Source organism: Streptomyces sp. NRRL S-118, assembly GCF_000716335.1.
GTDB lineage: Bacteria > Actinomycetota > Actinomycetes > Streptomycetales > Streptomycetaceae > Streptomyces.
Window position 1 is genome coordinate 35,977 of sequence record NZ_KL591018.1, and the last position, 26,665, is coordinate 62,641.

22 protein-coding genes are annotated in these 26,665 nt (G+C 71.2%); 19 read left to right on the forward strand and 3 right to left on the reverse strand.

Annotated elements, in window-relative coordinates; all coding sequences use genetic code 11:
- The first annotated feature begins 24 nt into the window (after positions 1-24).
- The 14 genes from IH00_RS0126355 to IH00_RS0126420 all read left to right on the forward strand — a co-directional run bounded on the left by IH00_RS0126355 (position 25) and on the right by IH00_RS0126420 (position 13,661).
- Complete coding sequence (locus IH00_RS0126355; protein ID WP_031077804.1) at positions 25-846, forward strand: DUF4157 domain-containing protein; 822 nt, start codon at positions 25-27, stop codon at positions 844-846.
- A 26-nt stretch (positions 847-872) separates the two neighbouring features.
- Entirely contained in the window at positions 873-1,544 is a 672-nt protein-coding gene (locus tag IH00_RS0126360; protein WP_031077805.1) for a CIS tube protein, read from the forward strand.
- Positions 1,537-3,213: a VgrG-related protein gene (locus IH00_RS0126365; RefSeq protein ID WP_031077808.1), complete on the forward strand. Its 1,677-nt coding sequence runs from the start codon at positions 1,537-1,539 to the stop codon at positions 3,211-3,213. Before IH00_RS0126360 ends, IH00_RS0126365 begins: the two co-directional genes overlap by 8 nt.
- A gap of 80 nt (positions 3,214-3,293) precedes the next feature.
- On the forward strand, positions 3,294-3,695 hold the full coding sequence (locus IH00_RS0126370) for a PAAR domain-containing protein (RefSeq protein ID WP_031077810.1): 402 nt from the start codon (positions 3,294-3,296) through the stop codon (positions 3,693-3,695).
- Positions 3,692-4,090, forward strand: coding sequence for a GPW/gp25 family protein (locus tag IH00_RS0126375; protein ID WP_031077812.1), 399 nt, complete (start codon positions 3,692-3,694; stop codon positions 4,088-4,090). The genes IH00_RS0126370 and IH00_RS0126375 overlap by 4 nt, the downstream gene beginning before the upstream one ends.
- Positions 4,087-6,036, forward strand: coding sequence for a putative baseplate assembly protein (locus IH00_RS0126380; RefSeq protein WP_031077814.1), 1,950 nt, complete (start codon positions 4,087-4,089; stop codon positions 6,034-6,036). Before IH00_RS0126375 ends, IH00_RS0126380 begins: the two co-directional genes overlap by 4 nt.
- On the forward strand, positions 6,033-6,551 hold the full coding sequence (locus IH00_RS0126385; protein WP_031077816.1) for a hypothetical protein: 519 nt from the start codon (positions 6,033-6,035) through the stop codon (positions 6,549-6,551). Before IH00_RS0126380 ends, IH00_RS0126385 begins: the two co-directional genes overlap by 4 nt.
- Complete coding sequence (locus tag IH00_RS0126390) at positions 6,548-6,895, forward strand: zinc finger Ran-binding domain-containing protein (protein WP_158827937.1); 348 nt, start codon at positions 6,548-6,550, stop codon at positions 6,893-6,895. The genes IH00_RS0126385 and IH00_RS0126390 overlap by 4 nt, the downstream gene beginning before the upstream one ends.
- 429 nt (positions 6,896-7,324) lie before the next feature.
- Positions 7,325-8,218 carry a universal stress protein gene (locus IH00_RS0126395; RefSeq protein ID WP_031077819.1) on the forward strand — a complete coding sequence of 298 codons (894 nt, stop codon included), beginning with the start codon at positions 7,325-7,327 and terminating at the stop codon, positions 8,216-8,218.
- A 259-nt stretch (positions 8,219-8,477) separates the two neighbouring features.
- Entirely contained in the window at positions 8,478-9,701 is a 1,224-nt protein-coding gene (locus IH00_RS0126400; protein ID WP_031077821.1) for an arginine deiminase, read from the forward strand.
- Positions 9,702-9,762: 61 nt separating this feature from the next.
- A complete protein-coding gene (gene argF, locus IH00_RS0126405) occupies positions 9,763-10,764 on the forward strand; it encodes an ornithine carbamoyltransferase (protein WP_031077824.1) in 1,002 nt (333 codons plus the stop codon).
- Positions 10,765-10,798: 34 nt separating this feature from the next.
- A complete protein-coding gene (gene arcC / locus IH00_RS0126410; protein ID WP_031077825.1) occupies positions 10,799-11,740 on the forward strand; it encodes a carbamate kinase in 942 nt (313 codons plus the stop codon).
- 1 nt (position 11,741) lies between these two features.
- Positions 11,742-13,274, forward strand: coding sequence for a YfcC family protein (locus IH00_RS0126415; protein ID WP_078887982.1), 1,533 nt, complete (start codon positions 11,742-11,744; stop codon positions 13,272-13,274).
- 192 nt (positions 13,275-13,466) lie between these two features.
- Positions 13,467-13,661 carry a hypothetical protein gene (locus tag IH00_RS0126420; RefSeq protein ID WP_031077829.1) on the forward strand — a complete coding sequence of 65 codons (195 nt, stop codon included), beginning with the start codon at positions 13,467-13,469 and terminating at the stop codon, positions 13,659-13,661.
- Between the two features lie 480 nt (positions 13,662-14,141).
- On the opposite strand, the gene IH00_RS0126425 is transcribed toward IH00_RS0126420, so the two are convergent.
- Together IH00_RS0126425 and IH00_RS0126430 are read right to left on the reverse strand one after the other, a co-directional pair.
- The gene (locus IH00_RS0126425; protein WP_031077831.1) at positions 14,142-15,074 is read right to left on the reverse strand and encodes a universal stress protein; all 933 of its coding nucleotides are present in this window, start codon (positions 15,072-15,074) and stop codon (positions 14,142-14,144) included.
- 180 nt (positions 15,075-15,254) lie between these two features.
- A complete protein-coding gene (locus tag IH00_RS0126430) occupies positions 15,255-16,052 on the reverse strand; it encodes an HPF/RaiA family ribosome-associated protein (RefSeq protein WP_031077833.1) in 798 nt (265 codons plus the stop codon).
- A gap of 435 nt (positions 16,053-16,487) precedes the next feature.
- Between IH00_RS0126430 and IH00_RS0126435 the strand changes: the two genes are divergently transcribed.
- Positions 16,488-18,872 carry a phosphoketolase family protein gene (locus tag IH00_RS0126435; protein WP_031077836.1) on the forward strand — a complete coding sequence of 795 codons (2,385 nt, stop codon included), beginning with the start codon at positions 16,488-16,490 and terminating at the stop codon, positions 18,870-18,872.
- Between the two features lie 344 nt (positions 18,873-19,216).
- Here IH00_RS0126435 and IH00_RS0126440 read toward each other — a convergent pair whose 3' ends face one another.
- On the reverse strand, positions 19,217-19,897 hold the full coding sequence (locus IH00_RS0126440; protein WP_052411653.1) for a CBS domain-containing protein: 681 nt from the start codon (positions 19,895-19,897) through the stop codon (positions 19,217-19,219).
- Between the two features lie 354 nt (positions 19,898-20,251).
- Here IH00_RS0126440 and gap point away from each other — a divergent pair, with 354 nt between their 5' ends.
- From gap to IH00_RS0126460, 4 genes are all read left to right on the forward strand, one after another.
- Complete coding sequence (gene gap, locus IH00_RS0126445; protein WP_031077840.1) at positions 20,252-21,280, forward strand: type I glyceraldehyde-3-phosphate dehydrogenase; 1,029 nt, start codon at positions 20,252-20,254, stop codon at positions 21,278-21,280.
- A gap of 107 nt (positions 21,281-21,387) precedes the next feature.
- Positions 21,388-21,882 (forward strand): Rv1733c family protein, encoded by a 495-nt coding sequence (locus IH00_RS0126450; RefSeq protein ID WP_234334968.1) that lies wholly within the window; start codon positions 21,388-21,390, stop codon positions 21,880-21,882.
- A gap of 144 nt (positions 21,883-22,026) precedes the next feature.
- Positions 22,027-24,687, forward strand: coding sequence for a bifunctional acetaldehyde-CoA/alcohol dehydrogenase (adhE, locus tag IH00_RS0126455; protein ID WP_031077844.1), 2,661 nt, complete (start codon positions 22,027-22,029; stop codon positions 24,685-24,687).
- A gap of 92 nt (positions 24,688-24,779) precedes the next feature.
- On the forward strand, positions 24,780-26,477 hold the full coding sequence (locus IH00_RS0126460; RefSeq protein WP_420710922.1) for a sensor histidine kinase: 1,698 nt from the start codon (positions 24,780-24,782) through the stop codon (positions 26,475-26,477).
- Positions 26,478-26,665 lie beyond the last annotated feature (188 nt).

The window sequence follows — 26,665 nt, forward strand, 5'->3', positions numbered from 1 at the left end:
GCCGGCGAGGAGCGGCTGGCGCGGGTGAGCAGCCCGGAGGCCCGCTGGCGGGCGGCGGTGGCGCGTTCGCCGCTGGAGTCCCCCCGCGCCTTCCCCGGCCGGCTCCTCCCGCTGGTCCGCGCGCTCACCGGGGGCACGTCCGCCACGTACACCAGCGGTCCCGCGACCCGGTCGGCCCTGGCGGCAGCCGGCGCGCGGGGCGCGACCACGCGGACGACCGTGCACCTGTCGGCCGAACCGGACCGATCGGATGTCGGCGTGCTCGCCCATGAGCTGAGCCACGCACGCAGTCCTGTGCTCCGGCCACGGTTCTCCCTGCGGGTGCCCGGCGGCGCGCCGGACACCGACGAACGGGTGGCGCAGGCCACGGGGGCAGCGATGCGTCGAGCGATCACCGACGGCTCCGGTGATCTGAGGGGCCTCAGCGGCTTCAGTGGCCTCGCGAGCAGTCTGCCGGTCGGTGGCGCGACCGCGGGCGCCACGGCGCTGGTGGACGCCGCCACCCGCGCAGCTCGTGACGTGGTGCGCGACGAGGTGGAACGCGCGCTGGCCACCATGGACAGGACGGCGGCGCGTGGCGCGGCCGACCTGCCCTCGCCGGGAGGCGACCACGCGTTCCAGGGCGGGGCTCCCACGGAACGGTCGTTGCTCCCGGCCGAGTCGGGAACCGCCACGGCATCGGGCGTTGCGGCCGCGCCCGGGGGACAGGCTCCTGGCGGACACCCTCCCGGCGGACCCGTCCAGACGGACCGGCAACCCTCGACGGAGCAGATCGTGCGCGCGATCGAGGAGCGAGTGCTGCACCAGCTCGAACGGCGTGGTGGCCGGTACGCGGGAATCTTCTGAGGTCCGAACGGTCTGAAGGGAAGTCGATGAACCAGCCTTCCAAGGCATTTCTCGAGGTCGAGGGCAGCAGCGAGAGGATCGAGTGCCTGTTCAACCCCGCGGAGCTGACGATCAGCAAGTCCAACTCATGGCAGGCGGGCGACGCCAAGGGCGTCAACGCACCGGCCCTCCGCTTCCAGGCGGGGCAGTCGGCCACGCTGACCCTCACCCTGATGTTCGACACCACCCGCACCGGGACCGACGTCACGCGTTACACCTCCAGGCTGCTCGACCTGCTCAAGGTCGACCCGGACCTGCCGTCGTCCGACCGTGGCCGCCAGTCCGGGCGGCCGCCCTGGGTCAAGTTCCACTGGGGCGACCTGCATTCGTTCCGAGCCGTCGTCGACCGGCTCCAGGTGCGGTTCACGTACTTCGCGAGCACGGGCAAACCCTTGCGGGCGAAGGCCGACATGACTCTCAAGCAGTGGCAGGACGAGGGGCTCCACCCGTTGCAGAACCCCACGTCGTCCACGCCGACGCTGCACTCGGTCCACGTCGTGCGTACGGGTGAGACCCTGGACCGGATTGCCGCCGCACGGTACCGCGATCCGGCGCGGTGGCGGTTGATCGCGGAGGCCAACGGCATCCACGACCCGCTCGCGGTGGCCGCGGGCACCACTCTGGTGATCCCCGAGCAGCCGGTGCGTCGCCGTGCCTGAGCAGCGCAGCCTCGACAGTGTCGTGATCACGGTGGACGGTGCGCCGCTCGCGGCGGCGCTCTACCCCAGGATCACCCGGGTACTGGTGGAGGAGTCGGTGCACCTCCCCGACGCGTTCACCGTCCGGTTCGACGACGCCCACTTCGAGCTGTTCGACGAGGACCGCTTCCGGCCGGGCACGCACATCGAGATCGCCTTCCGCGCCGACGGCGACCCGGTCATGGTGACCGCGGGCGAGGTGACATCGGTATCGGTGACGCCTGGTGTGTCCGGGCGTCACGAACTGGTCCTCGGGGGACTCGATCTGACGCATCGTCTGACGCGCGGGCCGAAGACCCGCAGCTTCACCCGGATGTCCGACGCGGACATCGCCTCGCGCATCGCCGGCGAGTACGGGCTGGACACCGACATCGACGCCACGGACGAGACCCGGGAGTACGTGTTGCAGGCCGGGGAGACGGACTACGGCTTCCTGCGCCGGCTGGCCGACCGGATCGGGTTCGACCTGTGGGTCGGTGACCGGACGCTGCACTTCAAGCGCCGCCCGTCCGCCCGGTCCACGGCGCCGTCGTTGCGCTGGGGCGACAACCTGCTCGACTTCACCGTCCGGTGCGCCTCGGCCGAACACTGTGACGAGGTCGTCGTCACGGCCTGGGACCCGGTGGACAAGCGGACCATCACCGGCCGTGCCACGGACCCGGACCACGGCACCGACGCACCTGTCGCCGCCGATATGGCCGACGCGGCGCGGAGGGCCTTCGGGCGGGTGTCCCGGCGAGCCGGACACGTCCCGGTGGCGAGCCAGGCGGAGGCCGACGCGTTCGCCCGGTCACTGCTGTGGCGTGCGTCCGGGGCGGAGGTGGTGCTGCGCGGCGAGGCGGTCGGCAACCCGCTGATCGCGGCGGGAGCGCAGGTGAAACTGGAGCGGGTGGGCAACCGGCTGTCCGGAACGTACCGCGTGACGGGCGTGGAACACGACTACGGCAGCGGCCGCCCGTACACCACGCGCTTCACGTGCGGGGCGAAGGACGCGGGCGAACTGGCCGATCTGCTCGGCGGCAACAGCGGGAGCGGCGGGGACGGCGCCGGAGCGGTCGGGGGGCGGCACGACGGCAAGGGGCTGACCGTCGGAGTGGTCACCAACAACGACGATCCGGAGCACCTGGGCCGGGTGAAGGTGAAGTTCCCGACGCTGTCCGGTGAGGACGAGAGCAACTGGGCCCGGGTCGCCGCCCCGGGCGCGGGCGGGCAGCGCGGTATGCAATGGCTGCCTGAGGTGGACGACGAGGTGCTGATCGGCTTCGAGTCGGGTGACAGGAATCGTCCGTTCGTGCTGGGTGGCCTGTGGAACCGCGGCGATGTGCCACCCGTACCCGCACCGACCCGGGACGGGAAGGTCACCGAGCGGCTGCTGGTCAGCCGTAAGGACCACCGTCTGGTGTTCACCGACGATCCGGCCGGCTCCGTCCGGCTGTCCCTGGGCGACGGCGACTGTGCCTTGACGCTGGAGAAGTCGGAGTCCTCCCTGGAGGCGGAGCAGACGCTGACGATCAGTGCTCGGCGGATCGAGATCAAGGCGGGGGAGAAGCTGGTACTCGGCGCACCGGAGGTCGAGGTCTCCGCACGGTCCGAGCTCAAGGCCACCGGCAACCCGATCCGGCTCAACTAGGACTCGTCAACCAGGACTCGTCAACCAGGACTCGTCAACCAGGACTCGTCAACCAGGTCTCTACCAGAAGGGCACGACCCATGCCACAGCCCGCCGCCCGGGAGGGCGATCCGGTGACCGGGCAGGACACGCACATCGTGCTGGTGCCGGCGCCCGGCGGGGGCACGGCCCCGGTTCCGCAGCTGCTCGCGTTCTCCGGCACGCTCGTGTCGGGCCTGTCCCCCGACGTGCTCGTCAACGGCCGTGCGGCGGCCACGGTGGGCAGTACCGCCCGGAACACCCTGCCGCACCAGCCGCTGCCGCCGGGCCTGAGGTTCGTGAAACAGCCGGCCGACGAGGGCCGGGTGCAGACCGGCTCGCCCACGGTGCTCGTGAACGGCAAGCCGCTGGCCAGGGGGCAGGACCAGGTGGTGACCTGTTTCGACGTTCCGGGCCCGCCGTCGCTGATCACCGGCGGCTCGCCGAACGTGGTGGTCGCATGACCGATCTGATCGGATCCGGCTGGGCGTTCCCCGCGGCCCTCACCCCGGCCGGTACGGTCCGGCTGGTCGCGGGCGGCGAGGAGATCGACGCGGCGGTCCGCATGATCCTCTCCACCGCACCCGGGGAGCGGGTGATGCGGCCGGACTTCGGCTGTGCCATGTGGGAGCAGGTGTTCGCTCCGATGAACTCCGGCACGCTCGGCCTGATCGAGCAGTGCGTGCGGGAGGCCCTGGCCCGCTGGGAGCCGCGCATCGTTCTCGAGGACGTGGCGGCCGTGAGCGACGGCGAGTCCATGGTCCGCATCGAGGTGTCGTACCGGGTGCGGGCGACCAACGACCACCGCAACCTGGTCCATCCCTTCTACGTGATTCCCGGTGAGGAGCCGACCTCGTGACCCTGCCCGCGCCCCACCTCGACGACCGGACCTTCCAGGACATCGTCGACGAGGCGAAACGGCGGATCGCCCTGCGCTGTCCCGAATGGACCGACCACAATGTGTCGGACCCCGGTGTGGCCCTGATCGAGCTGTTCGCCTGGATGACCGAGATGATCATCTACCGGCTCAATCAGGTGCCGGACCGCCTGTACGTGAAGTTCCTCGAACTCGTGGGCATCTCCCTGTACTCGGCCACTCCCGCCCGCACCGGCCTGCTGTTCGAACTGACCGGTCCGGCGAAGGACACCATCGTGGTGCGCAAGGGCACCCGGGTCGGCACCCAGCGGGACACCGCCGGCGATCAGATCGTCTTCATGACCGAATCGGATCTGAGGATCGTCGCCCCGGAGCTCGTCGCCTGCAGGACCCGGAGCGGGGGCGGCGACGAGGACCGCACCTCGGCGCTGGCCGCCGGCGCCGCGAGGATCGCGGTCTTCCCGTCGGCGGCCGAGGGCGACGCGCTGTATCTGGGTTTCCGGCAGGGCCTGGCCGGCAATCTGCTGCGCCTCGATGTGACGGTGGCGGACGCCCGGGGCGCGGGTGTCGACCCGAAAAGTCCGCCGCGGGTGTGGCAGAGCTGGGACGGCCGGCAATGGCAGGAGGCACGCGTGCTCGCCGACACCAGCGGCGGGTTCAACACCACGGGTCGGGTGAGCCTGCTGCTGGCCCCTGCCCACGAGCAGCTGACGGTCGGCGCGGTGACGGCGTACTGGGTCCGGTGCGTGCTGCGGCGGTCGTCCGAAAAGCAACCGACGTACGAGTCCTCGCCGCTGCTGCAGGCGCTGACGGTCACCAGTCGCGGTGGCGTGGTCAAGGCGCACCACGCGGAGGCGGCGCCCGCGGAGCTGCTGGGTACCAGCAGCGGCCGGCCGGGGCAGAGCTTCGTCGTCCGCCGGGCGCCGGTCCTGCCGCGTACCCCCGACGAGACGGTGCAGGTGGTGACGGGCCGGACCGGTGGAACGGCGGAGAGTTGGTACGAGGTCAGGGACTTCACCCGCGCCGGCCCTGAGGACAGGATCTTCACCTGGTCCGGCGCCACGGGCGAGATCCGGTTCGGTCCGAGGGTCACCGCCAGGAACGGTGAGACCCGTCAGCACGGCGCGATCCCTCCGGAGAACGCGCAGATCATGGTCACCGGCTACCGCTACGGCGGAGGCAGCCGGGGCAACGTCGGCGCCGGCAAGCTGACCGTGCTGTTGACCTCGGTCCCCCAGGTCGGTTCCGTACGCAATCTCGACCCCGCGACCGGCGGCGTCGACGCCGAGACCGTGGAGAACGCGAAGATCCGTGGACCGCTGGAGCTGCGCGGCGGCCGGCGTGCGGTCACCGCGAGGGACTTCGAGCGGCTCACCCTCGAAGGTGCGCCGGGTGTGGCGCGGGCCCGGTGCCTGCCGCCCGAGAAGCCGGGCGGGCCGGTGCGGCTGCTGGTCGTGCCGAAGGTCTTCGGTTCCCCCCGGTCCCTGGACATCGACCAGCTGAAGCCGGGACTGGACGTCGTCGAGGACATCCAGCGCCATCTCGGCGGCAGGCGGCTGCTGACCACGCAGGTGCGCGTCATGGAGCCGTACTACCAGGGCATTTCGATCAGGACTGTTGTGCGGGCGGCCTCGACGGTGCAGACGGACATGGTCCGCTCGGAGGCGGAGGAGGCGCTGTACGCGTTCATCAACCCCGTCACCGGCGGTCCGGACGGCCGTGGCTGGCCGTTCGGCCACGGGCTGTCCATCGGTGACGTGTACGCGGTCCTCAACGCGGTTCCGGGCGTCGCGGGCGTGCGGTCCGTGGAGGTGTTCAAGACCGACCTGCGAGGCGAGCGGGCTCAGGTGAACGCCCGGCAGGAAGCCCAACTCCCCGCCGGGGCACTGTTCATGTCCGACCGGCACACGGTGGAGGTGAGCCAGTGAGCGGCTGGCTGCTGGCCCAGCTCCCGCAGGTGATGGTCCGTGATCCGCTGCTCGCCGCGTTCGTCCTCGGGTGCGAGGAGACGGTGGACTCGGTCGGGCACCACCTCGACGACCTCGAGTACATGCTGGACATGGAGCTGGCGTCACCCGAGATGCTCGCCTACCTGGCGAGCTGGCTGGGCATCGAGCTCCAGGCGCTGACCGTCGCCGACAGCGAGGAGGGCCGGGCCGCCCAGCGGCGGCTGATCCGCGCGGTCGGCGAGAACCTCGGCAGGCGGGGCACGGCCGTCGGTCTTGAGACACTGCTCGGCGCCCTGACCGGAAGCCGTGCCGAAGTGTCCGACTCGGGCGGGGTGTTCGGACCCGACGACCGCATTCCCGCGGCGGACAACACGGTGCGCGTCGTGCTGGACCACACGGGCCGGCTGTCCGAACGGCAGATCAAGGCCGTCATCGAGGAAGAGCTGCCGATCGGCGTGGGGTACACGCTGACCATCCGGAGCGGAGGTTCATGATGGACGAGTCGTTGTCCTACGACGGCGCGCTGCGCAGGCCCGGTGGTGACGAGGACGGCGCCCCCGACGGTGGTGATGATGCGCAGCCGCCCCCGAGGAAGCGGGTTCCCGGTCCCCGCTGCCCCGCATGCCACCACGGCAACCCCGCTTCCCGGGTACGCTGCGAGATCTGCGGCGAGGAGCTGTGGCCGGGCGGGGCCGCCGTCCTCGCCCCGGCGCCGCCCGCTCTCCCACTCCCGCCGGAACCGCCCGCACGCGGTGGCTCGGGGCGCGTCCTGGCGCTCGTCCTGGTCCCCGTCATCGTGATCACAGCAGTGTTCGTGCTGGCCGCGCTGCTGGACTGACTGACGCGGCCTGTGTCATCCGGTTGAGGCACATGGGCGCCGTCCGTATCGAATGCCGATCGATACGGACGGCGCCCATGTGCCTTCTGTGTGAGGCGCTCACCCTGACGGTGCGGTCGCGTCGTCAGGGTCGCGCCCGGTCCACGACTTTCCCGGCGACCGGACCTGGCTGGTGATCAGCGGCACGTCGGTGTCGCGCGGATGCTTTCCGGACGACGGAGTCCCTTATCCGGCCGTGATCGTCCTTTCACGGTGCGGCCCCGGCCTCCCCGAGCGGCACACGGAGGGCAGACCGGGCCCCGGCCTCCCCGAGCGGCACACGCTCAGGGCGGACCGGGCCCCTCACGGGGGACCAGCGGCCCTTCGGCGGACGTCCCGCAGACAGCAGGCTGAAGGGCAACACCACCCCCTGCATCCGGAGGTCCGCCGATGTCCCGCACGCTCACCGTTGGTCTCGACGGAACCCGAGTATGCCTGTCGGCGGTCCAATGGGCCGCCGCAGAGGCAGTGCGCCGCGGAGTGGGGCTGAGACTGCTGCACGTATGGGACCTGGGGCCGGACGTGCACACTCCGCTCTTCGTCCGGGGGAACGGGCACGACCGGACCGCGTGGATCCCCCGCCGCGTCGCGGGCCAGGTGCGTTCCGCACACCCCGGTTTGGAGGTGACCATCTCGCACGTCTGTGGCGATCCGGTCGATGTGCTGCGTGCTGCCGCGGCGGAGGACGAACTGCTGGTTCTCGGGTCGCGGGGGCTCGGACCCATGGCCGGATACGTCCTCGGCTCCGTGTCCCTGGCTGTCGCCGCCCGTGCGCCTCGCCCGGTCGTGCTCGTCCGCGGGGCGGAGGAGAGCAAGGGACCCCCCGGAACGCCCGCCCTCCGCGCGCCCGGCGCGACCGTCCTCGTCGGGGTCGACCTCACCGGCGGGAACGAAGCGGTGCTGGCCTTCTCCTTCGCACACGCCGACCGGCACGGCGGCTCGGTGCAGGCCCTCCACAGCTGGAGCCCCCCGCCCTTCCACGGAGCCGAGTCGACCCCGGCCGGGCACGCCTTGTCGGCCGAGGTGGCGGCTGCCAAGGAAGACGCTCTGGCAGAGGTGCTGGAGCCCTGGCGGCGGACGTTCCCCCGGGTCCCGGTCACCGCGCGCTGCACCCTCGGACGCCCGGCGCATGATCTGGTCGACGCGTCACGGGGTGCGGGGCTGGTCGTCGTCGGCCGCCGCGAACGCCGATCACCAGTAGGCGTCCACCTGGGTGCCGTCACGCACGCCGTGCTGCACCACTGTCTGCCACCGGTGGCCGTGGTGCCGCACGAAGAGGCGTGAACGGCCGGTTCCGCCCGGGTCGCCGCGCATGATCCCCGACCGCTGCCCAGCAGGGCCGAAGGGCCCTGTGTGCCGAGCGAACGGGCCATCCCCAAGGGTGCTGCCCGGCCCGTGACCAGGGACTGTCGCCGCCGGGTGAGTGGGGACCCGAGTGCCAGAGTTCAAGTGCTGTTCGAGGGGCCCAGCGGCCCCGACCGGCGGCAGTCCCTGTGCTGCGCCACCTGCGCGCACGTTCCTTTCCCACCCTTGGGGGATCCCCATGCCCTTTCACGTCGACTCCGAGACCGGCCGGCTGAAGCAGGTCATCCTGCACCGGCCGGACCTCGAACTGAAACGCCTCACGCCCACCAACAAGGACGCGCTCCTCTTCGACGACGTGCTGTGGGTCAAACGTGCCCGTGAGGAGCATGACGCCTTCGCCGATGTTCTGCGGGACCGGGGAGTCGGCGTGCACCTTCTCGCCGACCTGCTCACGGAGACCCTGTCCGCAATCGACGCGCGGCAGCTGGTGCTGGAGCGGGTCTTCGACGAGCGGGAGTTCGGCGTCCTCGGAACCGACCGGCTGCGTGCGCATTTCGACTCCCTGGAACCGGCCGAGCTGACCGCCTCCCTCATCGGCGGCGTCACCAAGGCCGAACTGCTCGACCGCGTGGGCGCCGTACCGAGCGTACGGCTGCACGCCATGGCACCCGACGACTTCCTCCTCGAACCCTTGCCCAACCATCTGTTCACCCGCGACACCTCCTGCTGGGTGTACGACGGCGTGAGCGTCAATCCGATGAACAAGCGCGCCCGACGCCGGGAAACGGTCCACTTCGAAGCCATATACCGGCACCACCCCTTGTTCGAGAAGGGCGAGTTCCACCGGTGGACCGACGGCGAGGGCGCCTACCCCGCCACCATCGAGGGTGGTGACGTCCTGGTCATCGGCAACGGTGCGGTGCTCGTCGGCATGAGCGAGCGCACCACGCCGCAGGCCGTGGAGAACCTCGCACTGCGGATGTTCGCGGCGGGTTCCGCCCGGCGGGTCGTGGCCGTCAGCCTGCCGAAGAGCCGCAGCTTCATGCACCTCGACACCGTCATGACCATGGTGAGCGCTGACACCTTCACCCGCTACGCCGGCCTCGGCATGCTTCCCTCCTCCACGATCGAACCGGGCACCGGAGGACAGGGACTGAAGGTCACCGACCACGCGCCCGGCCGGATGGACCAGGTCATCGCCGAAGCCCTGGGTCTGCCGTCCATCAACGTTCTCACCCCCAGTCAGGACGTGCGTTCCGCCGAGCGGGAGCAGTGGGACGACGGCTGCAACGTGCTGGCTGTGGAGCCCGGTGTGGTCGTGGCGTACGAACGCAACGTGACCACCAACACCTACCTGCGCAAGAGCGGGATCGAGGTCATCACGGTGCGCGGAAGTGAGCTCGGCCGCGGTCGCGGCGGTCCGCGGTGCATGAGCTGCCCCATCGAACGAGAAGCCGCCTGATCCCGCGCCCGGTCCGACCACCTCGCCTTCCTCCACCCTGCACGCAGCAAGGAGCCCGACCATGTCCGTCGCCCTGCGCCACCGCCCGTTCCTGAAGGAACTGGACTTCACTCCTGAGGAGTTCCGCCACCTGCTGGACCTTTCCGCCTCCATCAAGGCCGCCCGTCGCGAAGGGAGGGAGGAGCAGCGGCTGCGCGGCAAGAACATCGCCGTCATCTTCGAGAAGACGTCGACCAGGACCCGGTGCGCGTTCGAAGTGGCCGCCCACCAGCAAGGTGCGCATGTGACCTACCTCGACCCGGCCGGCTCGCAGCTCGGGCACAAGGACTCCATCAAGGACACCGCCCGCGTCCTCGGCCGCTACTACGACGGGATCGAATACCGGGGCAGCGACCAGCGGCTGGTGGAGGAACTGGCCCGGCACGCCGGCGTGCCGGTCTGGAACGGCCTGACGGATCAGTGGCACCCCACGCAGTCGCTCGCCGACGTGCTCACCATGTGGGAGCACACCGACAAGCCGCTGAACCAGGTCTCCTTCGCCTACCTGGGGGACGCCAGGAACAACGTCGGCAACTCGCTGCTCGTCACCGCGGCGATGCTCGGCATGGACGTACGCATGGTCGGGCCGCGTTCCCTGCACAACGCCCCCGGGATCGTCGACGAGGCGCGGCGGGCGGGCGCAGTCAGCGGCGCGCGGATCACCCTGACGGAGGACGTGACCGAAGGGGTCGCGGGCGTCGACTTCCTCTACACGGACGTATGGCTCTCCATGGGGGAGCCGCCGGAGATGTGGGACGAGCGCATCGCCCTGCTCAAGCCGTACCAGGTGACCACCAGGACCCTGGCGGCGACGGGCAACCCGAAGGTCAAGTTCATGCACTGCCTGCCGGCCTTCCACAACAGCGACACCACCGTCGGCGCCAGGATCGCGGCGCGGACGGGCATGACCGCGCTGGAGGTCACCGACGAGGTCTTCGAGTCCTCGCACTCCATCGTGTTCGACCAAGCCGAAAACCGGCTCCACACCATCAAGGCGGTTCTCGTCGCCACCCTCGGCGACTGAGAACGGCATCACCTCGACCCCGGAGAAGAACACCATGCGTGTAGTCGTCGCACTGGGCGGCAACGCCCTGCTCCGCCGTCAGGAACGGCCGGACGCCGCCGTCCAGCTCACCAACGTCCGTGCCGCCGTGGCCGCCCTCGCCCCCCTCGCGGATGAGCACGAACTGGTCATCACCCACGGGAACGGCCCGCAGGTCGGCGTGCTCGCCCTGCAAAGCGCCGCCGACAAGTCCCTCAGCAGTCCCTACCCCTTCGACGTCCTGGGCGCGGAGACCCAGGGCATGATCGGCTACTGGCTGCTCCAGTCGCTGCAGAACGCCTTGCCCGCACGGCAGGTCTGCGCCCTGCTGAACCAGACCCTGGTCTCCGCGGCCGACCCTGCCTTCGCCGACCCGGCCAAGTTCGTGGGCCCCGTCTACGGCCGGGCCGAAGCCCGGCGACTGGCCGCCGAACGTGGCTGGACCGTCAAGCAGGACGGCACCCACTGGCGGCGCGTCGTTCCCTCCCCGCGTCCGCAGCGCGTCGTGGAGACCCGGCTGATCCGGCTGCTGCTGGATTCGGGGGCGGTGGCCGTGTGTGCCGGGGGCGGTGGCGTACCGGTGATCCGTGACGAACAGGGGCAGCTGACCGGCGTCGAAGCCGTGGTGGACAAGGACCTCACCGCCGCCCTTCTGGCCGAGGCGCTCGACGCCGACGCGCTCCTGCTGCTCACGGACGTTCCTCATGTCTCGCTCGGCTACGGCACCCCCGACGCCGAGCCCATCGGACGGACCACGCCCGCGGCCCTGAGAGCCCAGCGGTTCCCGGCCGGATCCATGGGACCCAAGGTCGACGCCGTATGCCGATTCGTCGAACTCACGGGCGGCATGGCCGCCATCGGCGCCCTCGAAGACGCCCGAGCCATCCTCGACGGCGCTGCCGGGACCGTCGTCACACCCAGCGGCCGCGAGGCCGACCACGACGCACCCAGGACCTGACATGACTGTCGACAGCGCACCCACGTCCCCGCAGCCGGCCGGAGAGAGGACCGACTCCGGCATACCCGGCGGTACCCCACGGCGGTTCCGGTTCCCCTCCGCCTTCACCGTCCTGGTCGGCGTGACCGTGGCGGTCTGGGCCCTGACCTTCGTGATCCCCGCCGGCCGCTACGACATGAAGGACGGCAGTCCCGTCCCGGGTACGTACCATCCCGTGGAATCGGCCACCGGTTTCCAGGACCGGCTCAAGGACCTGTTCCTCTCCCCGGTCAACGGTCTGTACGGGGTCACCGACGCCGAGACCGGTCTCACCACGCCCGGGGGGACCGGCTCCTTCGCGGGGGCCGCCGGAGTGTTCCTCTTCATCCTGGCCGTGGGCGCGTTCATCACCGTGACGATGCGCACCGGCGCCCTGACCACTGGAGTGGCACGGCTCGCGCAGCGCCTCCGTCACCACAGGACCCTGCTCCTCGTCGTTCTCCTGACGGTGTTCTCCCTCGGCGGGACCACCTATGGCATGGCCGAGGAAACCCTCGGCTTCTACGGGCTCATGATCCCGCTGATGCTCGGCCTGGGGTACGACCGCATGGTCGCCGCGACGGTCATCATGGTGGGCGCCGGGGTCGGAACCCTCGCCTCAACAGTCAATCCCTTCGCCACCGGAGTGGCGTCCGACAGCGCCGGCATCGGCACCGGAGAGGGAATCATCCTGCGACTGTCGATGTGGGCCTGCCTGACCGCTCTGGCAGCCGTCCACGTCGTGCGCTACGCCCGCCGTGTCACCGCAGACCCCACGCGCTCCCTGACGCCGCTCACCGAGGACGACCGCCGTATCAAGAACGAGGGCAGGGACACGGTGGAGCTCACGCGCCGCCAGCGCACCGTCCTGTGCCTCTTCGCGGCCACCTTCCTCTTCATGATCTTCGCCGTGGTCCCCTGGTCCGGCCTGCACATCACCTTCCTGCCCACACTCGGCTGGTACTTCCCCGAACTCGCCGCCCTGTTCATCGTCGCGGCGGTCTTCGTCGGGCTGGTCGGTGGACTGGGGGAGAAGGGGACGGCGAACGCCGTCACCGCCGGTGCCGGGGACTTCATCGGAGCGGCGATGATCGTCATGCTGGCCCGGGGAGTCACGGTGATCATGAACAACGCCAGTGTCACCGACACCATCCTCGACGCCCTGCGGAGTGCCGTGACCGGCACGTCCTCCGGAGTGTTCGCCGTCCTGATGTTCCTGGTGAACCTTCCGCTGGCCTTCTTCGTCCCTTCCTCGTCCGGTCACGCGGCCCTCGCCATGCCCATCCTCGCTCCCCTGGCCGACTTCGCCGGTGTGAGCCGGGCCCTGGTGGTGACCGCCTACCAGTCGGCTTCCGGATGGGTGAACCTCATCACGCCGACGTCGGCCGTCGTCATGGGTGGCCTGTCCCTTGCCAAGGTCCGCTACGACCAGTACCTGCGCTTCATGGCCCCACTGATGGGTGCCCTGCTGGTGGCCGTCGCCGGGTTCCTGGCGGTCGGTGCGGCAATGAGCTGAGGCCGGTCGGCCTCCCTGGCCGGCGGGCCGAGTCACTCGGTTCCGCCGGCCCCTTGCTGTGCCCGGGGCGACCTCGGGCCTCATGGCGCTGCCGGACGGGACCAACAGGCCCCTGGGAGAGGCGCCGTTGACCGGCGACAGTGGGAATCGGCGGGGCAGGGTGCCCATGGGCCGCTCGAGGAGGTGGGCCACGTGCCCGGATTGCTTGCCATCGGAGCCATCACGTCGATCGGGTTCGGTGCGATTCTGGTGTTCGCCGTCGACTGGCAGTGGGACGGAGCCGACAGGCCACTTGTCGGTCTCATCATGATGGCGGTCGGGATGCTCGCACTGGTCGCCGCAACGAGCATGTACGGCCGTACTTCCCACTCCGGCAAGATGCCGTGAGCCCGGCGACCGCGCACGGGGCCGGGGCGGACCCGTGGACGGCACGCGCCCCGCCGGGTCACGGCCTTCACTGCGGAGCCCGGTTCCGGCCGAAGGGATTCCGGGGCCGGCTCGTGCGTCGGAGGTTCCCCGGCGTGGTCGGCTACTCCTCGAACGCCTCCAACGCCCGCGTCGCCGATGGCGAACGAGGGTGTCGGAGGCGTTCGAGGGCGTTGTGAAGGACGGAGACGTGACCGTCACCACGGCACGCCAAGCCGGGCCGTCGGGTGCGGCCGCCCGTGCAGGCTGTCGCTCCCTGGAGCAGTGGCATCGCCGGCCTGCTCGTTTCGGGGGGGCGTACCCACGTCGAGCTGGTTCACCGAGTCGTGCACCGGCTCCCCCCGCACCGACATGCCGGGGCCGGGTGTCGCCGCTTCCAGGGAAGCGGCGACACCCGGCCCCGGGCATCATTCGGTCCACGTCGGTGGTGCGACCGTACGGTCAGAGGTGTGGGACCACCGCCACCGGCGCCGTTGCGTGGTGCAGCACCGCGTGTGCGACCGGGCCGATGTGCGCGCCGATCGCCCCGCGGCGTATACGCCGCCCCACCACCAGCAGCGAGGCGTCCCTGGAGGCTTCCACGAGGTGGTCCGCGGCCCGGCCGACCACGCACTGCTCCGTGACCTCGACATCCGGGAACTTGCCACGCCACGGCCGCAGTACGTCCGTGAGCGCACTCGCTTCGCGCAACGACCTCGCGACACCGTGGCCGGGGTCGGCGGCCGCGGGGTCGTATCCGAGGACGACCGGAGCGGTCCAGCCGTGGACCACCCGCAGCCGGGCCGACCTCGCAGCGGCGGCTTCGAAGGCGTACGCGATCAACTCGTCACACGGCCGGGAGAGGTCGAGGCCGAGCACCACGTCGAGGTACGCGCCCTCACCGGTGACGTTGCCACCGGCCTCGGAACGCAGTTCGTCCTCGGCCCGCTCGCGGGCGCGTACGACGACGACCGGGCGCTCGGCATGCGCGATGACGGGCAGGGACACCGAGCCGGCCAGGAAGCCACCGAGGACACCCAGCCCTCGCGATCCCAGGACCAGAACCTCCGCCTTCTCCGCCGCGGAGAGCAACACCTCGGCGGGACGCCCGAAGATCTGCTCGATACCGACGTTCAGGCCGGGATGACCCTCCCGCAGCCGATCAACCACTTCACGAGGGACGCGTTCCGCCCAGTGCTGGGTGATGGTCGTTCCGCCGGGCGTTGTGTGCGTGCCCACGAACGGGGCGTGGGCGAAGGCCGGCGACCAGTCCTGCCAGGCGTGGAGGATGTGCAGCGGTAGGCCGCGCAGGCGGGCCTCCCGGGCGGCCCACTCCGCTGCGGCGAGCGACTCGGCCGAGCCGTCCACAGCGGCGATGACGGTACGTCGTGACATGGATTCCTCCGAATGCTGGGGGGACGTTCGTGCGGGGAGCGGTGGCGTAGCAGGGGGCGGGGCGTCGGCCCGCACGCGGCACATGACGGCGGCGAACGGGCCGGACCGAGCGAAGTCCGTCCGAGCGACCGGGAGTGTTCCGGAGCGCCGTCAGCGGCCGGTGCGGTCCTGGGACGGGCACTACATGGCCGGGGTGATCAGTCCGTAGTGGCCGTCGTAGCGGTGGTAGAGCACGCTGCCCCGGCCGGTGGCGGTGTCGTGGAAGAAGACGAAGGGCAGACCGGTCAGGTGCAGCCGTTGCACGGCCTCGTCCACACGGCTCGTGGGGACGGGAATCGTGCTGACGCTCAGCACTCCCTCGATCTCCCGTTCCGGGCCCATGGGCCCGAGGGACGCCATGCGGTGCCGGCCGGTACGGGGGTCGCGGTAGACCACGCTGTCGTACCCGGAGGCCAGGTCGGTGAAGACCCAGAAGCCGTAGTCCATGGCTTCCAGGTCGATCAGGGCGTCCTCGGGCGTCTGCCGGGCCAGGCTGAACGACTTGTGCCGTACGACGCGGCGCTCCTCGGCCGGCATGTGATGGCGGTGGGGGCGGTGTTCGTGACCCGGGCCGTCCCACGATGCCCGGTCGTCCGGGCCGCTGCCGCGTGGACCGCGGCTCCCGTACCGCCGTGCCCGGGCGAGCCGCGCCGTCAGGCGCTCCTGCAGGAGGTCGACGGCCTCGAACATGGTGCTCGCCGCGACGTGGGCCCGTACCGGCCGGCCGTTGACGTCCACCACGGCCTGAGCAGTAGCCGGACGGACCGTCGAAGCGTTGACGGCTTGGGTGAGCTTCACCCGGACCGACAGCACCGGTTCGCTCACATGGCTGATCAGCGCGAGCACCTTCTCCCGGGCATAGGTGTCCGCGCCGTTCGGCACCTGTCCGCGGTTCCGCACCTCGACGCCGATTTCCGTGCTGGTCTTGAGACCGCTCATGGGAACTCCTTCCTTGGACGCTCCCAGCCTGTCCGCCGCCGGCCTGCCCGGGCAGAGCCGACAGGGCCCGGGCCGCGGTGCCGCCCGTACCGGCATCACGGGCGTACGCGGGGACTTCCGGACGCCTGTGAAGGCCGTTCGGCCCGCAGCCACCGGTCCCGTGAACGACAGAGGCCCCGGCTTGTCCGATCGGTGCACCAAGAGAGCGCAGGGGTGGCCCATCCGGCCCTTCTTGTCGTCATGCCGCCTGTGTCACGGTGCCGTGAGGCGGCACGCGCACGACCATGGAGCGCGTGCGTCGAAGAGCTGAGACAGACGGCGCCCGGGCTGCGGCGAGGCGTCTCCGGTACGACGGGCGCGGGGGCACACGTTCCGCAATGCCACACGGGGAGGTCCGGCGGACGCCGCTCCCGCACTCACACGACGGAGGAAGACATGGGTAAGGACGAGGACTCGGGCGGCGTGCCCCTGACCGACGAAGAACTCGACGTGCTCGACGCCCACTGGAGGGCGGCCAACTACCTGTCGGTCGGGCAGATCTACCTGATGGACAACCCGCTGCTGCGCAAGCCGCTGGAGCCGGAGCACATCAAGCCGCGGCTGCTCGGGCACTGGGGCACGTCCCCGGGCCTCAACCTCGTGCACACCCACCTCAACCGGGTGATCCGGCGTCGTGGCCTCGACGCGCTGTGCGTCTGGGGGCCCGGGCACGGCGGCCCGGCCGTGCTCGCCAACGCGTGGCTGGAAGGCAGTTACAGCGAGGTCTACCCCGACGTGAGCCGGGACGAGGAAGGCATGGCCCGGCTGTTCCGCCAGTTCTCCTTCCCCGGCGGCGTGCCGAGCCACGTCGCCCCGGAGACGCCCGGCTCCCTCCACGAGGGCGGGGAGCTGGGCTACTCCTTGTCGCACGCCTACGGGGCCGCGCTGGACAACCCGGGCCTCCTCGTCGCGTGCGTCATCGGTGACGGCGAGGCGGAGACCGGACCGCTCGCCGCGTCCTGGCACTCCAACAAGTTCCTCGACCCGGTCCACGACGGGGCCGTCCTGCCGATCCTCCACCTCAACGGCTACAAGATCGCCAATCCCACCGTCCTCGCGCGTCTGCCGGAGGCGGAACTCGACGAGCTGCTGCGGGGCTACGGTCACGACCCCCTCCACGTCACCGGCGACGACCCGCACCAGGTCCACCGGGCGATGGCGGCCGCGATGGACACGGCCGTCGACCGCATCCGGCACATCCAGCAGGAAGCACGCGCCGGCGAGCAGACCGACCGGCCGCGCTGGCCGGTGATCGTCCTGCGTACGCCCAAGGGCTGGACCGGCCCCGCGGAGGTGGACGGCCTCCCCGTGGAAGGCACCTGGCGCTCCCACCAGGTTCCGCTGGCCGCGGTGCGGGACGATCCCGCGCACCGTGAACAGCTGGAGGCGTGGCTGCGCTCCTACCGTCCCGACGAGCTGTTCGACGAGCAGGGTGGGCCGCGGGAGCGGGTGCTCGCCTGCGTGCCGGACGGCGAGCGCCGGCTGGGCGCCACCCGGCACGCCAACGGCGGCTTGCTGCTGCGGAAGCTGCCTCTCCCGCCCCTGGAGCACTTCGCCGTCGCCGTGGAACGGCCGGGCGGCGCCCGGCACGAGCCGACCGGGGTCCTCGGCGGACTGCTGGAGGCCGTCATGGCCGCCACCGCCGACCGCCGCGACTTCCGGCTCGTCGGCCCCGACGAGACCGCCTCGAACCGCCTCCAGGCCGTGTACGGAGCCAGCGGCAAGGCCTGGCAGGAACCGCTCCTGGACACCGACGAACACCTCGACCGGCACGGCCGGGTGATGGAGATCCTCTCCGAACACACCTGCCAGGGCTGGCTGGAGGGCTACCTCCTCACCGGCCGCCACGGACTGTTCTCCTGCTACGAGGCGTTCGTCCACATCGTCGACTCCATGGTCAACCAGCACATCAAGTGGCTGAGGACCGCCCGTACGCTCCCGTGGCGGGCCCCCGTCGCCTCCCTCAACTACCTGCTGACATCGCATGTGTGGCGTCAGGACCACAACGGCTTCTCGCACCAGGACCCCGGCTTCGTCGACCACGTGCTCAACAAGAGCCCCGAGGTGGTCCGCGTCTACCTGCCGCCGGACACCAACACCCTGCTGACCGTCGCCGACCACGCACTGCGCAGCCGCGACCAGGTCAACGTGATCGTCGCCGGCAAGCAGCCCTGCTTCGACTGGCTCTCCCTGGACGACGCCCGCGCCCACTGCGCCCGCGGCGCCGGGGTGTGGGAGTGGGCCGGTACCGAGGACGGCACGCGGGAGCCCGACGTGGTCCTCGCCTGCGCCGGTGACGTACCCACCGAGGAGGTGCTCGCGGCGGCGGCACTGCTGCGGCGCCACCTGCCCGGCCTCGTGGTCCGGGTGGTGAACGTCGTCGACATGACCCGGCTGATGCCCCACGAGGAGCACCCGCACGGCATGACCGACGGTGAGTACGACGCGCTGTTCACCCGCGACAAGCCGGTGATCTTCGCCTACCACGGCTACCCGTGGCTGGTGCACCGCCTGGCCTACCGCCGCGCCGGGCACCCGAACCTCCACGTACGGGGCTACAAGGAGGTCGGCACCACCACGACCCCGTTCGACATGGTCGTGCGCAACGACCTCGACCGCTACCGGCTCGTCATGGACGTGATCGACCGCGTACCCGGCCTCGCCGTACGGGCCGTGGGCGTACGGCAGGCCATGGCGGACGCGCGCACCCGCCACCACGCCTGGATCCGCGAACACGGCAGCGACATGCCCGAAATCACCGACTGGACGTGGACCGGCTGAGCCGCGCCGCGGTGCCACGGACATCCGGGGCACCGCACCAGCACCCTGTATGTCCGTTTCTCGGCATCGGGCAAGCCGAGGCCGACGGCCGTCGCCGCCACGGAGACGATCGAATGGGACGCGGCCGCGACGAGGGCAGTTCATCGACGCCCCCGACCGGCCGCTGCGCCGAAGAAGAAGCGCCGACCGCTTGCGCCCGTCGCGGCCGGCTCCTTCGGGTTGCCCACCGCTGAGGCGGCACCGGACCCGTTCACCATTCGGGCGTGGCCGACCGTCGTGGGGCCCGCTGCCGTCATCCGTGCGCCGGTCCTGACTTCCCTGGGCAGCGGCCGGGTTGTCCGCTGTCAGCCGGCGGAATGCAGCAGGGGTGTCCCGCCCTGGTCGGCATGGTCGGCTCCGCGACCGTTCGCCAGCCGGTTCACCACACCCACCACCCCGTCCACCCGCCATGCCGCTCGGACCAGTACCGACGCATCGGCATCGGGCCGGAGCCGGCCCGCCATGGTGACCACACCGTCGCGTACATCGACACGCACGTGACCGGCGCCGTGCGCCGGCACGTGGACCGAGACAGCGTCGCCGACGTCCGACCGGATCTCCTCGTCGGTGCGCAGGAAGACGCGCAGGAGGTCGCGGCGCGTGGTGATGCCGATGAGGCGATCCTCCTCGTCCACCACGGGCAGCCGGTCGATGTGACGGCGTTCCATGATGCGCGCCGCGTCGACCACGCGCTGTTCGGGATGCACGGTGACCGCTGGACTGGTCATCAGCTCGCGGGCTGTCACGGCAGGGACGCGGGCGGGGCGGGCGCGGGCCAGCCGCCGCACCGTCCGCAGGATCCGCTGCCGGGCGGACCCGGGCGGGTGAGCGGCCTGCCGCTCGGTGAGGTCGGTCCGGGACACCACGCCCATGACCTTGTCGTCGTGGTCCACCACCGGCAGCCCACCGATCCGGTGTGAGGTGAACAGCCGGGCCAGCTCCTTGAAGGGAGTGTCCGGGTGTGCCTGCACCACCTCGCTGGTCATCACTTCTCCCACGGTCCGGTTCCTGACCACGGTCTCATCTCCAGTCGTTCGCAGGTGTCACGGCAGTCGCCGGGGCGGCCGCTCGGGCTTCGCTCCGAGAGGCGGGGCAAGGGGGCGACCTCCTTCCCCGCCGGTGATGTCCTGCCTCCAGGGTGGTGCGAGGCACGGACAGGGGACAGAACCGGTCAGGACCCGTGCAGCGGGCCATAGGGCCCGCAGCCGACCGGGCCGCCCGGAGCACGGGAGATGAGGGCCCAATGGCCCGGGGACACTCCCGTTCGACCCCTGCCGGGGGTGCGCATGAGCCCGCACGCTGGCACCACCTGCATCGGCATCCTCGGGAGGGCGGCGGACATGACCGTACGCATAGGCATCAACGGCTTCGGGCGCATCGGGCGCGACTACCTGCGCTGTGTCATGGAACGTATGGAGGCGAGCAGCGGCACCCCGGTGGAAGTGGTCGCCGTCAACGACCTCGCCTCCCCGCACGTGCTGGCCCATCTGCTCACCTACGACTCGACCTACGGCCGGCTCGGCCGCACCGTCGAGCACGACGACGAGTCCATCACGGTCGACGGGCACCGCATCGCCGTCACGTCCGAGCGTGACCCCGCCGACCTGCGCTGGGGGGCCCTGGGGGTGGACGTGGTCATCGAGGCCACCGGCCGCTTCCGCACCAGGGAGGACGCCGGCCGGCACCTGAAGGCGGGAGCGCGCAAGGTACTGCTCTCGGTGCCCGGCAAGGGCGTGGACGCCACCATCGTCATGGGTGTCAACGAGTACACCTACGACCCGCGGCTCGACCACGTGATCTCCAACGCGTCCTGCACCACCAACTGCGTGGCCCCGATGGTGAAGGTCCTCGACGGGCGCTTCGGGATCGTCAAGGGCTTGATGACCACCATCCACGGCTACACCAACGACCAGGTCGTGCTCGACGGCCCGCACAAGGACCTGCGCCGGGGCCGTACGGCAGCGGTCAACATCATCCCGACCAGCACCGGCGCGGCCCGGGCCGTCGGGCTGGTCCTTCCTGAACTCGCGGGCACCCTGGACGGCATCGCCGTGCGCGTGCCGGTCGAGGACGGCTCGCTGAGCGACCTCACCCTGGTACTGGACCGGCCGGTCACGGCGCAGGACGTCAACGACGCCCTCCGAGAGGCGGCCGAGGGACCGCTGAAGGGCATCCTGCGGGTGAGCGACGCCCCCATCGTCTCGCGTGACATCGTCGGCGACCCGGCCTCCTGCATCGTGGACGCCCCACTGACGCAGGCGCACGGGAATCTCGTCAAGGTCTTCGGCTGGTACGACAACGAGTGGGGCTACACCAACCGTCTCGTCGACATGACCCAGTACGTCGCGGCCCTTCTCGACCCCCGATGAGCACCGGGCGCCCGGCCGGCCGGGAAGAGGAAGGTGCCACGGCGCGCGTCAGGAGGGTGCGGCTGTGGCGGTGGCGCCGTAACGAGCTCCGTCACCGTTCCCACGCGGTGGAGGGCTGGATCCTCCTGGTCCTGGGCGTGACCGGGTTCATCGGTGCGCCACTGGGCGGCGCGTCGGCCTGGGAGGCCGTGCTGGAGGGGCGGGCCCAACAGCAGGCCCAGCGCCACCTCACCGATGCGGTGCTGGTGGAGGATCCCGCCCCCGCGGCCAGGGGCAGCACGCGCACCCGGGCCACCGTCGGCTGGACCGCGCCCGACGGCACCACGCACACGGGCCGGGTGCCGGTCGGGAGCCACCTGGAGCGCGGAGCGCGTGTCCCGGTGTGGACGGACAACGACGGGGAGATGACGTCGGCGCCACTGGGGCCGGCCGCCGCACGGTTCGATGCCGCGGTAGCCGCACTCGCCGTCACGGTGAGCCTCGGTCTCCTGGTGCTCGCCCTCCACCAGCTCGTGCGACGGCGCTGCGAGCGGCGCCGCGCCGCGCAGTGGGGCCGGGAATGGGCCCGGATCGCCCCCGAGTGGGACCGCAGGAACGCCTGACCAGGAGGCTTCGGAGACCATCGGGCCCCTCACCGGGACCATCGGGACCTTCGCCCCGGGCATCTCCGGCGCCAGGCTGTAGCTGACACGACGAGCGGCCACCCCGCGTGACCGGCCGATCCACCCGCATCCAGGGAGCCCTCCATGACTCAGGTGACCAGTGACCGCCGCGACACCTCCGACAGGGGCGTCCCCTCCGACGCGCGGATCGCCGTGGACCGACTCGTCGACAACGCCTCCAAGGCGCTCGCCGACTTCGAGTCCTTCACACAGGAGCAGGTCGACCACATCGTCGCCAAGGCTTCCGTGGCCGCCCTGGACCAGCACACCGCCCTGGCGCGGCTGGCGGTGGAGGAGACCGGTCGGGGCGTCTTCGAGGACAAGGCGGCGAAGAACATGTTCGCCTGCGAGCACGTCACCCACAGCATGGCCCGGACCAAGACGGTCGGCGTCATAGGGCGCGACGACATCGAGGGCATCATCGAGATCGCCGAACCGGTCGGGGTGCTGTGCGCGGTCACCCCGGTCACCAACCCGACGTCCACGACCGTCTTCAAGGCGCTGCTGGCCCTGAAGACGCGCAACCCGGTCGTGTTCGCCTTCCACCCCTCCGCGCAGGTGTGCAGCGCAGAGGCCGCTCGCATCGTGCGGGACGCCGCCGTCGCCGCCGGGGCGCCCGAGCACTGCGTGCAGTGGATCGCGGAGCCCTCGATCGAGGCCACCGGGCTTCTCATGCGCCATCCGGGCGTGGCCCTGATCCTCGCGACCGGCGGGAACAGCATGGTCAAGGCCGCCTACTCGGCGGGCAAGCCCGCGGTGGGCGTCGGCGCCGGCAACGTACCGGCCTATGTGCACCGCAGTGCCGACCTGCGCCGGGCGGTCAACGACCTCGTCCTGTCCAAGTCCTTCGACAACGGCATGATCTGTGCGTCCGAACAGGCGGTCATCCTCGACACCGATGTGTACGACGAGGCCCTGGCCGAGTTCCGGCGCCTGCACGCCCACGTCGCGACGGCCGAGGAGAAGCGGAAACTGGAGACCTACCTCTTCCCGCCGGACCCGTCCGGCCGGCAGGGCCGTGTCAACCCGGCGGCGGTGGGCCGGAGTCCCGCCTGGATCGCCGAGCGGGCAGGGTTCGCGGTCCCCGCCGGGACGTCGCTCATCCTGGCCGAGGCGAGCCGCGTCGGGCCCGACGAGCCGCTCACCCGGGAGAAGCTCTGCCCGGTCCTCACCGTGCTGCGGGCCGGCTCGACCGAGGAGGGCTTCGACCTCGCGGCCGACATGGTCGCCTTCCACGGGCAGGGCCACAGCGCCGTGATCCACACCGGAGAACCGGACCTCGCCGAAAGCTACGGGCACCGCATGAAGACGGTACGGATCATCGTCAACTCCCCGTCGTCCCAGGGCGCGATCGGCGGCATCTACAACCACCTCCTGCCCTCACTGACCCTCGGCTGCGGCTCCTGGGGCAGCACGTCCGTCTCCGACAACGTCTCCGCCGCCCAACTGCTCAACATCAAGCGCGTCACCACACGGCAGAACAACCTGCAGTGGTTCAAGGTGCCGCCGAAGATCTACTTCGAGCCGCAGGCCATCCGCTACCTGGCCGCGATGCCGGAGGTCCACCGCGTCACCGTGGTCACCGACGCCACCATGACCCGCCTCGGCTACGTCGACCGCGTCAGCCGCGTCCTGCAGCAGCGGGAGCCGCCCGTGACCATCCAGGTCATCGACGACGTCGAACCCGAGCCGAGCATCGATTCCGTACAGCGCGGAGCCGCCCTCATGCGCGACTTCCGGCCGGACACCATCATCGCCCTGGGCGGCGGATCGCCCATGGACGCGGCGAAGGTTATGTGGCTGCTGTACGAACAGCCGAAGATCGACTTCGCCGACATGCGCCAGAAGTTCTCCGACATCCGCAAGCGGGCCTTCCGCTTCCCGGTGCTCGGCAAGCGGGCCCGGCTGGTCTGCGTCCCCACCACCTCGGGCACCGGCGCCGAGGTCACCCCGTTCGCGGTCATCTCCGACCCGGCGACCGGCAAGAAGTACCCGCTCGCCGACTACGCGCTCACCCCGAGCGTGGCGATCGTCGACCCGGTGCTCACCGCCGAACTCCCGGCATCGCTCGCGGCCGACAGCGGATTCGACGCCCTTACCCACGCCACCGAGGCGTACGTCTCGGTCTACGCCAACGACTTCACCGACGGCCTGGCACTCCACGCCATCAAGCTGATCTTCGAGAACCTGGAAGCCGCCGTCACCGGCCAGGACGCACGGCGAACCCCGGCCCGGGAGAAGATGCACAACGCGGGCACCATCGCCGGCATGGCCTTCGGCAACGCCTTCCTCGGCATCGTCCACGCCATGTCCCACACCCTGGGAGCCACCTTCCACATCGCCCACGGGCGGACCAACGCGATTCTCCTGCCGCACGTGATCCGCTACAACGGCACGGTTCCCGTCAAACCGACAGGCTGGCCCAAGTACGAGAGCTACCGGGCGCCCGAGCGCTTCCAGGACATCGCCCGTGCCCTGGGCCTGCCGGCCTCCACCGCGGCCGAAGGCGTCGCCGCCTACGCCACGGCCGTGGAACGGCTGCGTGACGCCGTCGGTATCGAACCGTCCTTCCGCGCCCTGGGCATCGACGAGTCGGCGTTCATCAGCGCCCTGCCGCAGCAGGCACTGAACGCCTACGAGGACCAGTGCGCCCCGGCCAACCCGCGCATGCCGATGCTGGACGACATGGAGGACATCATGCGCACCGCCTACTACGCCGGGCCCCGGCCACTGCCTCTGGTCTGACCGCCGGACCGCCCGCACGGCCGATAGGCTGCCCGATGGGCGGGTGATCGAGGTCAGGAGGACCGGTGGGTGTGGAGGAGCCGTTGTCACGGATGCCTCAGATGCGGCTCGACGAGTTGCTGGAGGAGCTGCAGGCACGCATCAACGCGGCGCGCGGGACCCGGGACCGGGTGCACAGCCTGCTGGAGGCCGTCGTCTCGGTGGGCCGTGAGCTGGACCTGTCGCAGGTGCTGCGGCGCATCGTGGAAGCCGCCGCTCTCCTGGTGGACGCCCAGTACGGTGCCCTGGGGGTGATCGGCCCGGACGGCCGGACGCTGTCGCAGTTCCTCACCGTCGGACTGACGGAGGAGGAGATCGCGAAGATCGGGCCCTTGCCCGCCGGGCACGGCATCCTGGGCGAGCTCATCCGCCACCCCGAGCCGCTCCGCCTGACCGACCTCGGCGCCCACGAGGCGTCCTACGGCTTCCCCGCGCACCACCCGCCCATGCGCACCTTCCTCGGCGTCCCCATCCGCGTACGGGACGAGGTCTTCGGCAACCTCTACCTGACCGACAAGCACGGCGGCGTGGACTTCGACGCCGAGGACGAGTCGGTGATCTCCACCCTGTCGGTCGCCGCCGGTGTCGCCATCGACAACGCGCGGCTGTACGAGGCCTCGCAGCGCCAGCAGCGCTGGCTCCGGGCCAATGCGGAGATCACCAACAGTCTGCTCTCGGGCAGGCCGAGGCTGGAGGTCCTGGAGCTCATCGCCCGGCGGGCCCAGGAGATCACCGGGGCCGGGCTCGCCGACGTCTCCGTGCCCGTCGCCGGGACGGACGACCTCGTCGTCGAGCTCGCCATCGGCGCCGACGGTGAGACCCGCCGTGGCCTGGTCGTCCCGGTCGAGGGCACCCTCTCCGGCGCCGCCTACCAGACCGGCGCGCCGGTGACCACCGCCGGCCTGGCGCAGGACGACCGGTACACCGCCGGGCCGCGCCGCTTCGACGGCCTGGGTCCGGCGGTCGCCGTCCCGCTGGGCACCGCCGCCAAGGACACCCGCGGCGTGCTGCTGCTGGCCAGGCGCCAGGGGGAACCCGTCTTCACCGAGGCTGAGCTGGAGCCGCTGCTGGCCTTCGCCGGACAGGCCGCGCTCGCTCTGGAGCTGGCCGAACGACGCAACGACGCCGAGCAGGTCGCGCTCCTGGAGGACCGCGACCGCATCGCCCGGGACCTCCACGACCTCGCCATCCAGCGCCTGTTCGCGACCGGCATGACCCTGCAGAGCGCCGCACGGCTCGTCCAGCACGAGGGAGCCGCCGAACGGGTCTCGCGCGCTGTGGGGGACCTCGACGAAACCATCAAGATCATCCGGTCCACGATCTTCGGGCTGCGCGCCCGTGAGGAGGACACGGGGCCGAGCCTGCGGGCCCGCGTGGCCCGCGCGGTGGGCGAGACGGCGACGACGCTCGGGTTCCCGCCCCGGCTGAGCATGGAAGGGCTGCTGGACACGGACGTTTCGCCGCAGGTGGCCGATCACGTCATGGCGGCCCTCACCGAGATGCTGAGCAACGCCGCCCGCCACGCGCACGCCACCCGGGTCGAAGTCGCCCTGGAAGCCGCCTCCGGCGAGGTCGTCCTCACGGTGACGGACAACGGCCGGGGAATCCCTGCCGACGGCAGGCGCAGCGGCCTGAGCAACCTCGAGGAGCGGGCCCGTGGGCTCGGCGGCACCCTGGAGATCGAGCGCCCGGAGGAGGGCGGCAGCCGGCTCGTGTGGCGGGCGCCGCTCGACGTCGACCGCGACGGGTAGCCGCAGGCTGCACTCCCTCCGGGCGGCGGGTCCGGAGGCGGGACGGCCGGGCCGGGCCGTGCGTGCGCCGCGCTGTTTCCGGCCGGCGACGTGGCCCGCACGTTCGAGACCTGCGGGTCGAGGACCCGCGGGCCCGGGAGCCGCAAGTCCGGGAAGTGACGGCGGCGGAGGTCACGGGCGACCGGTGG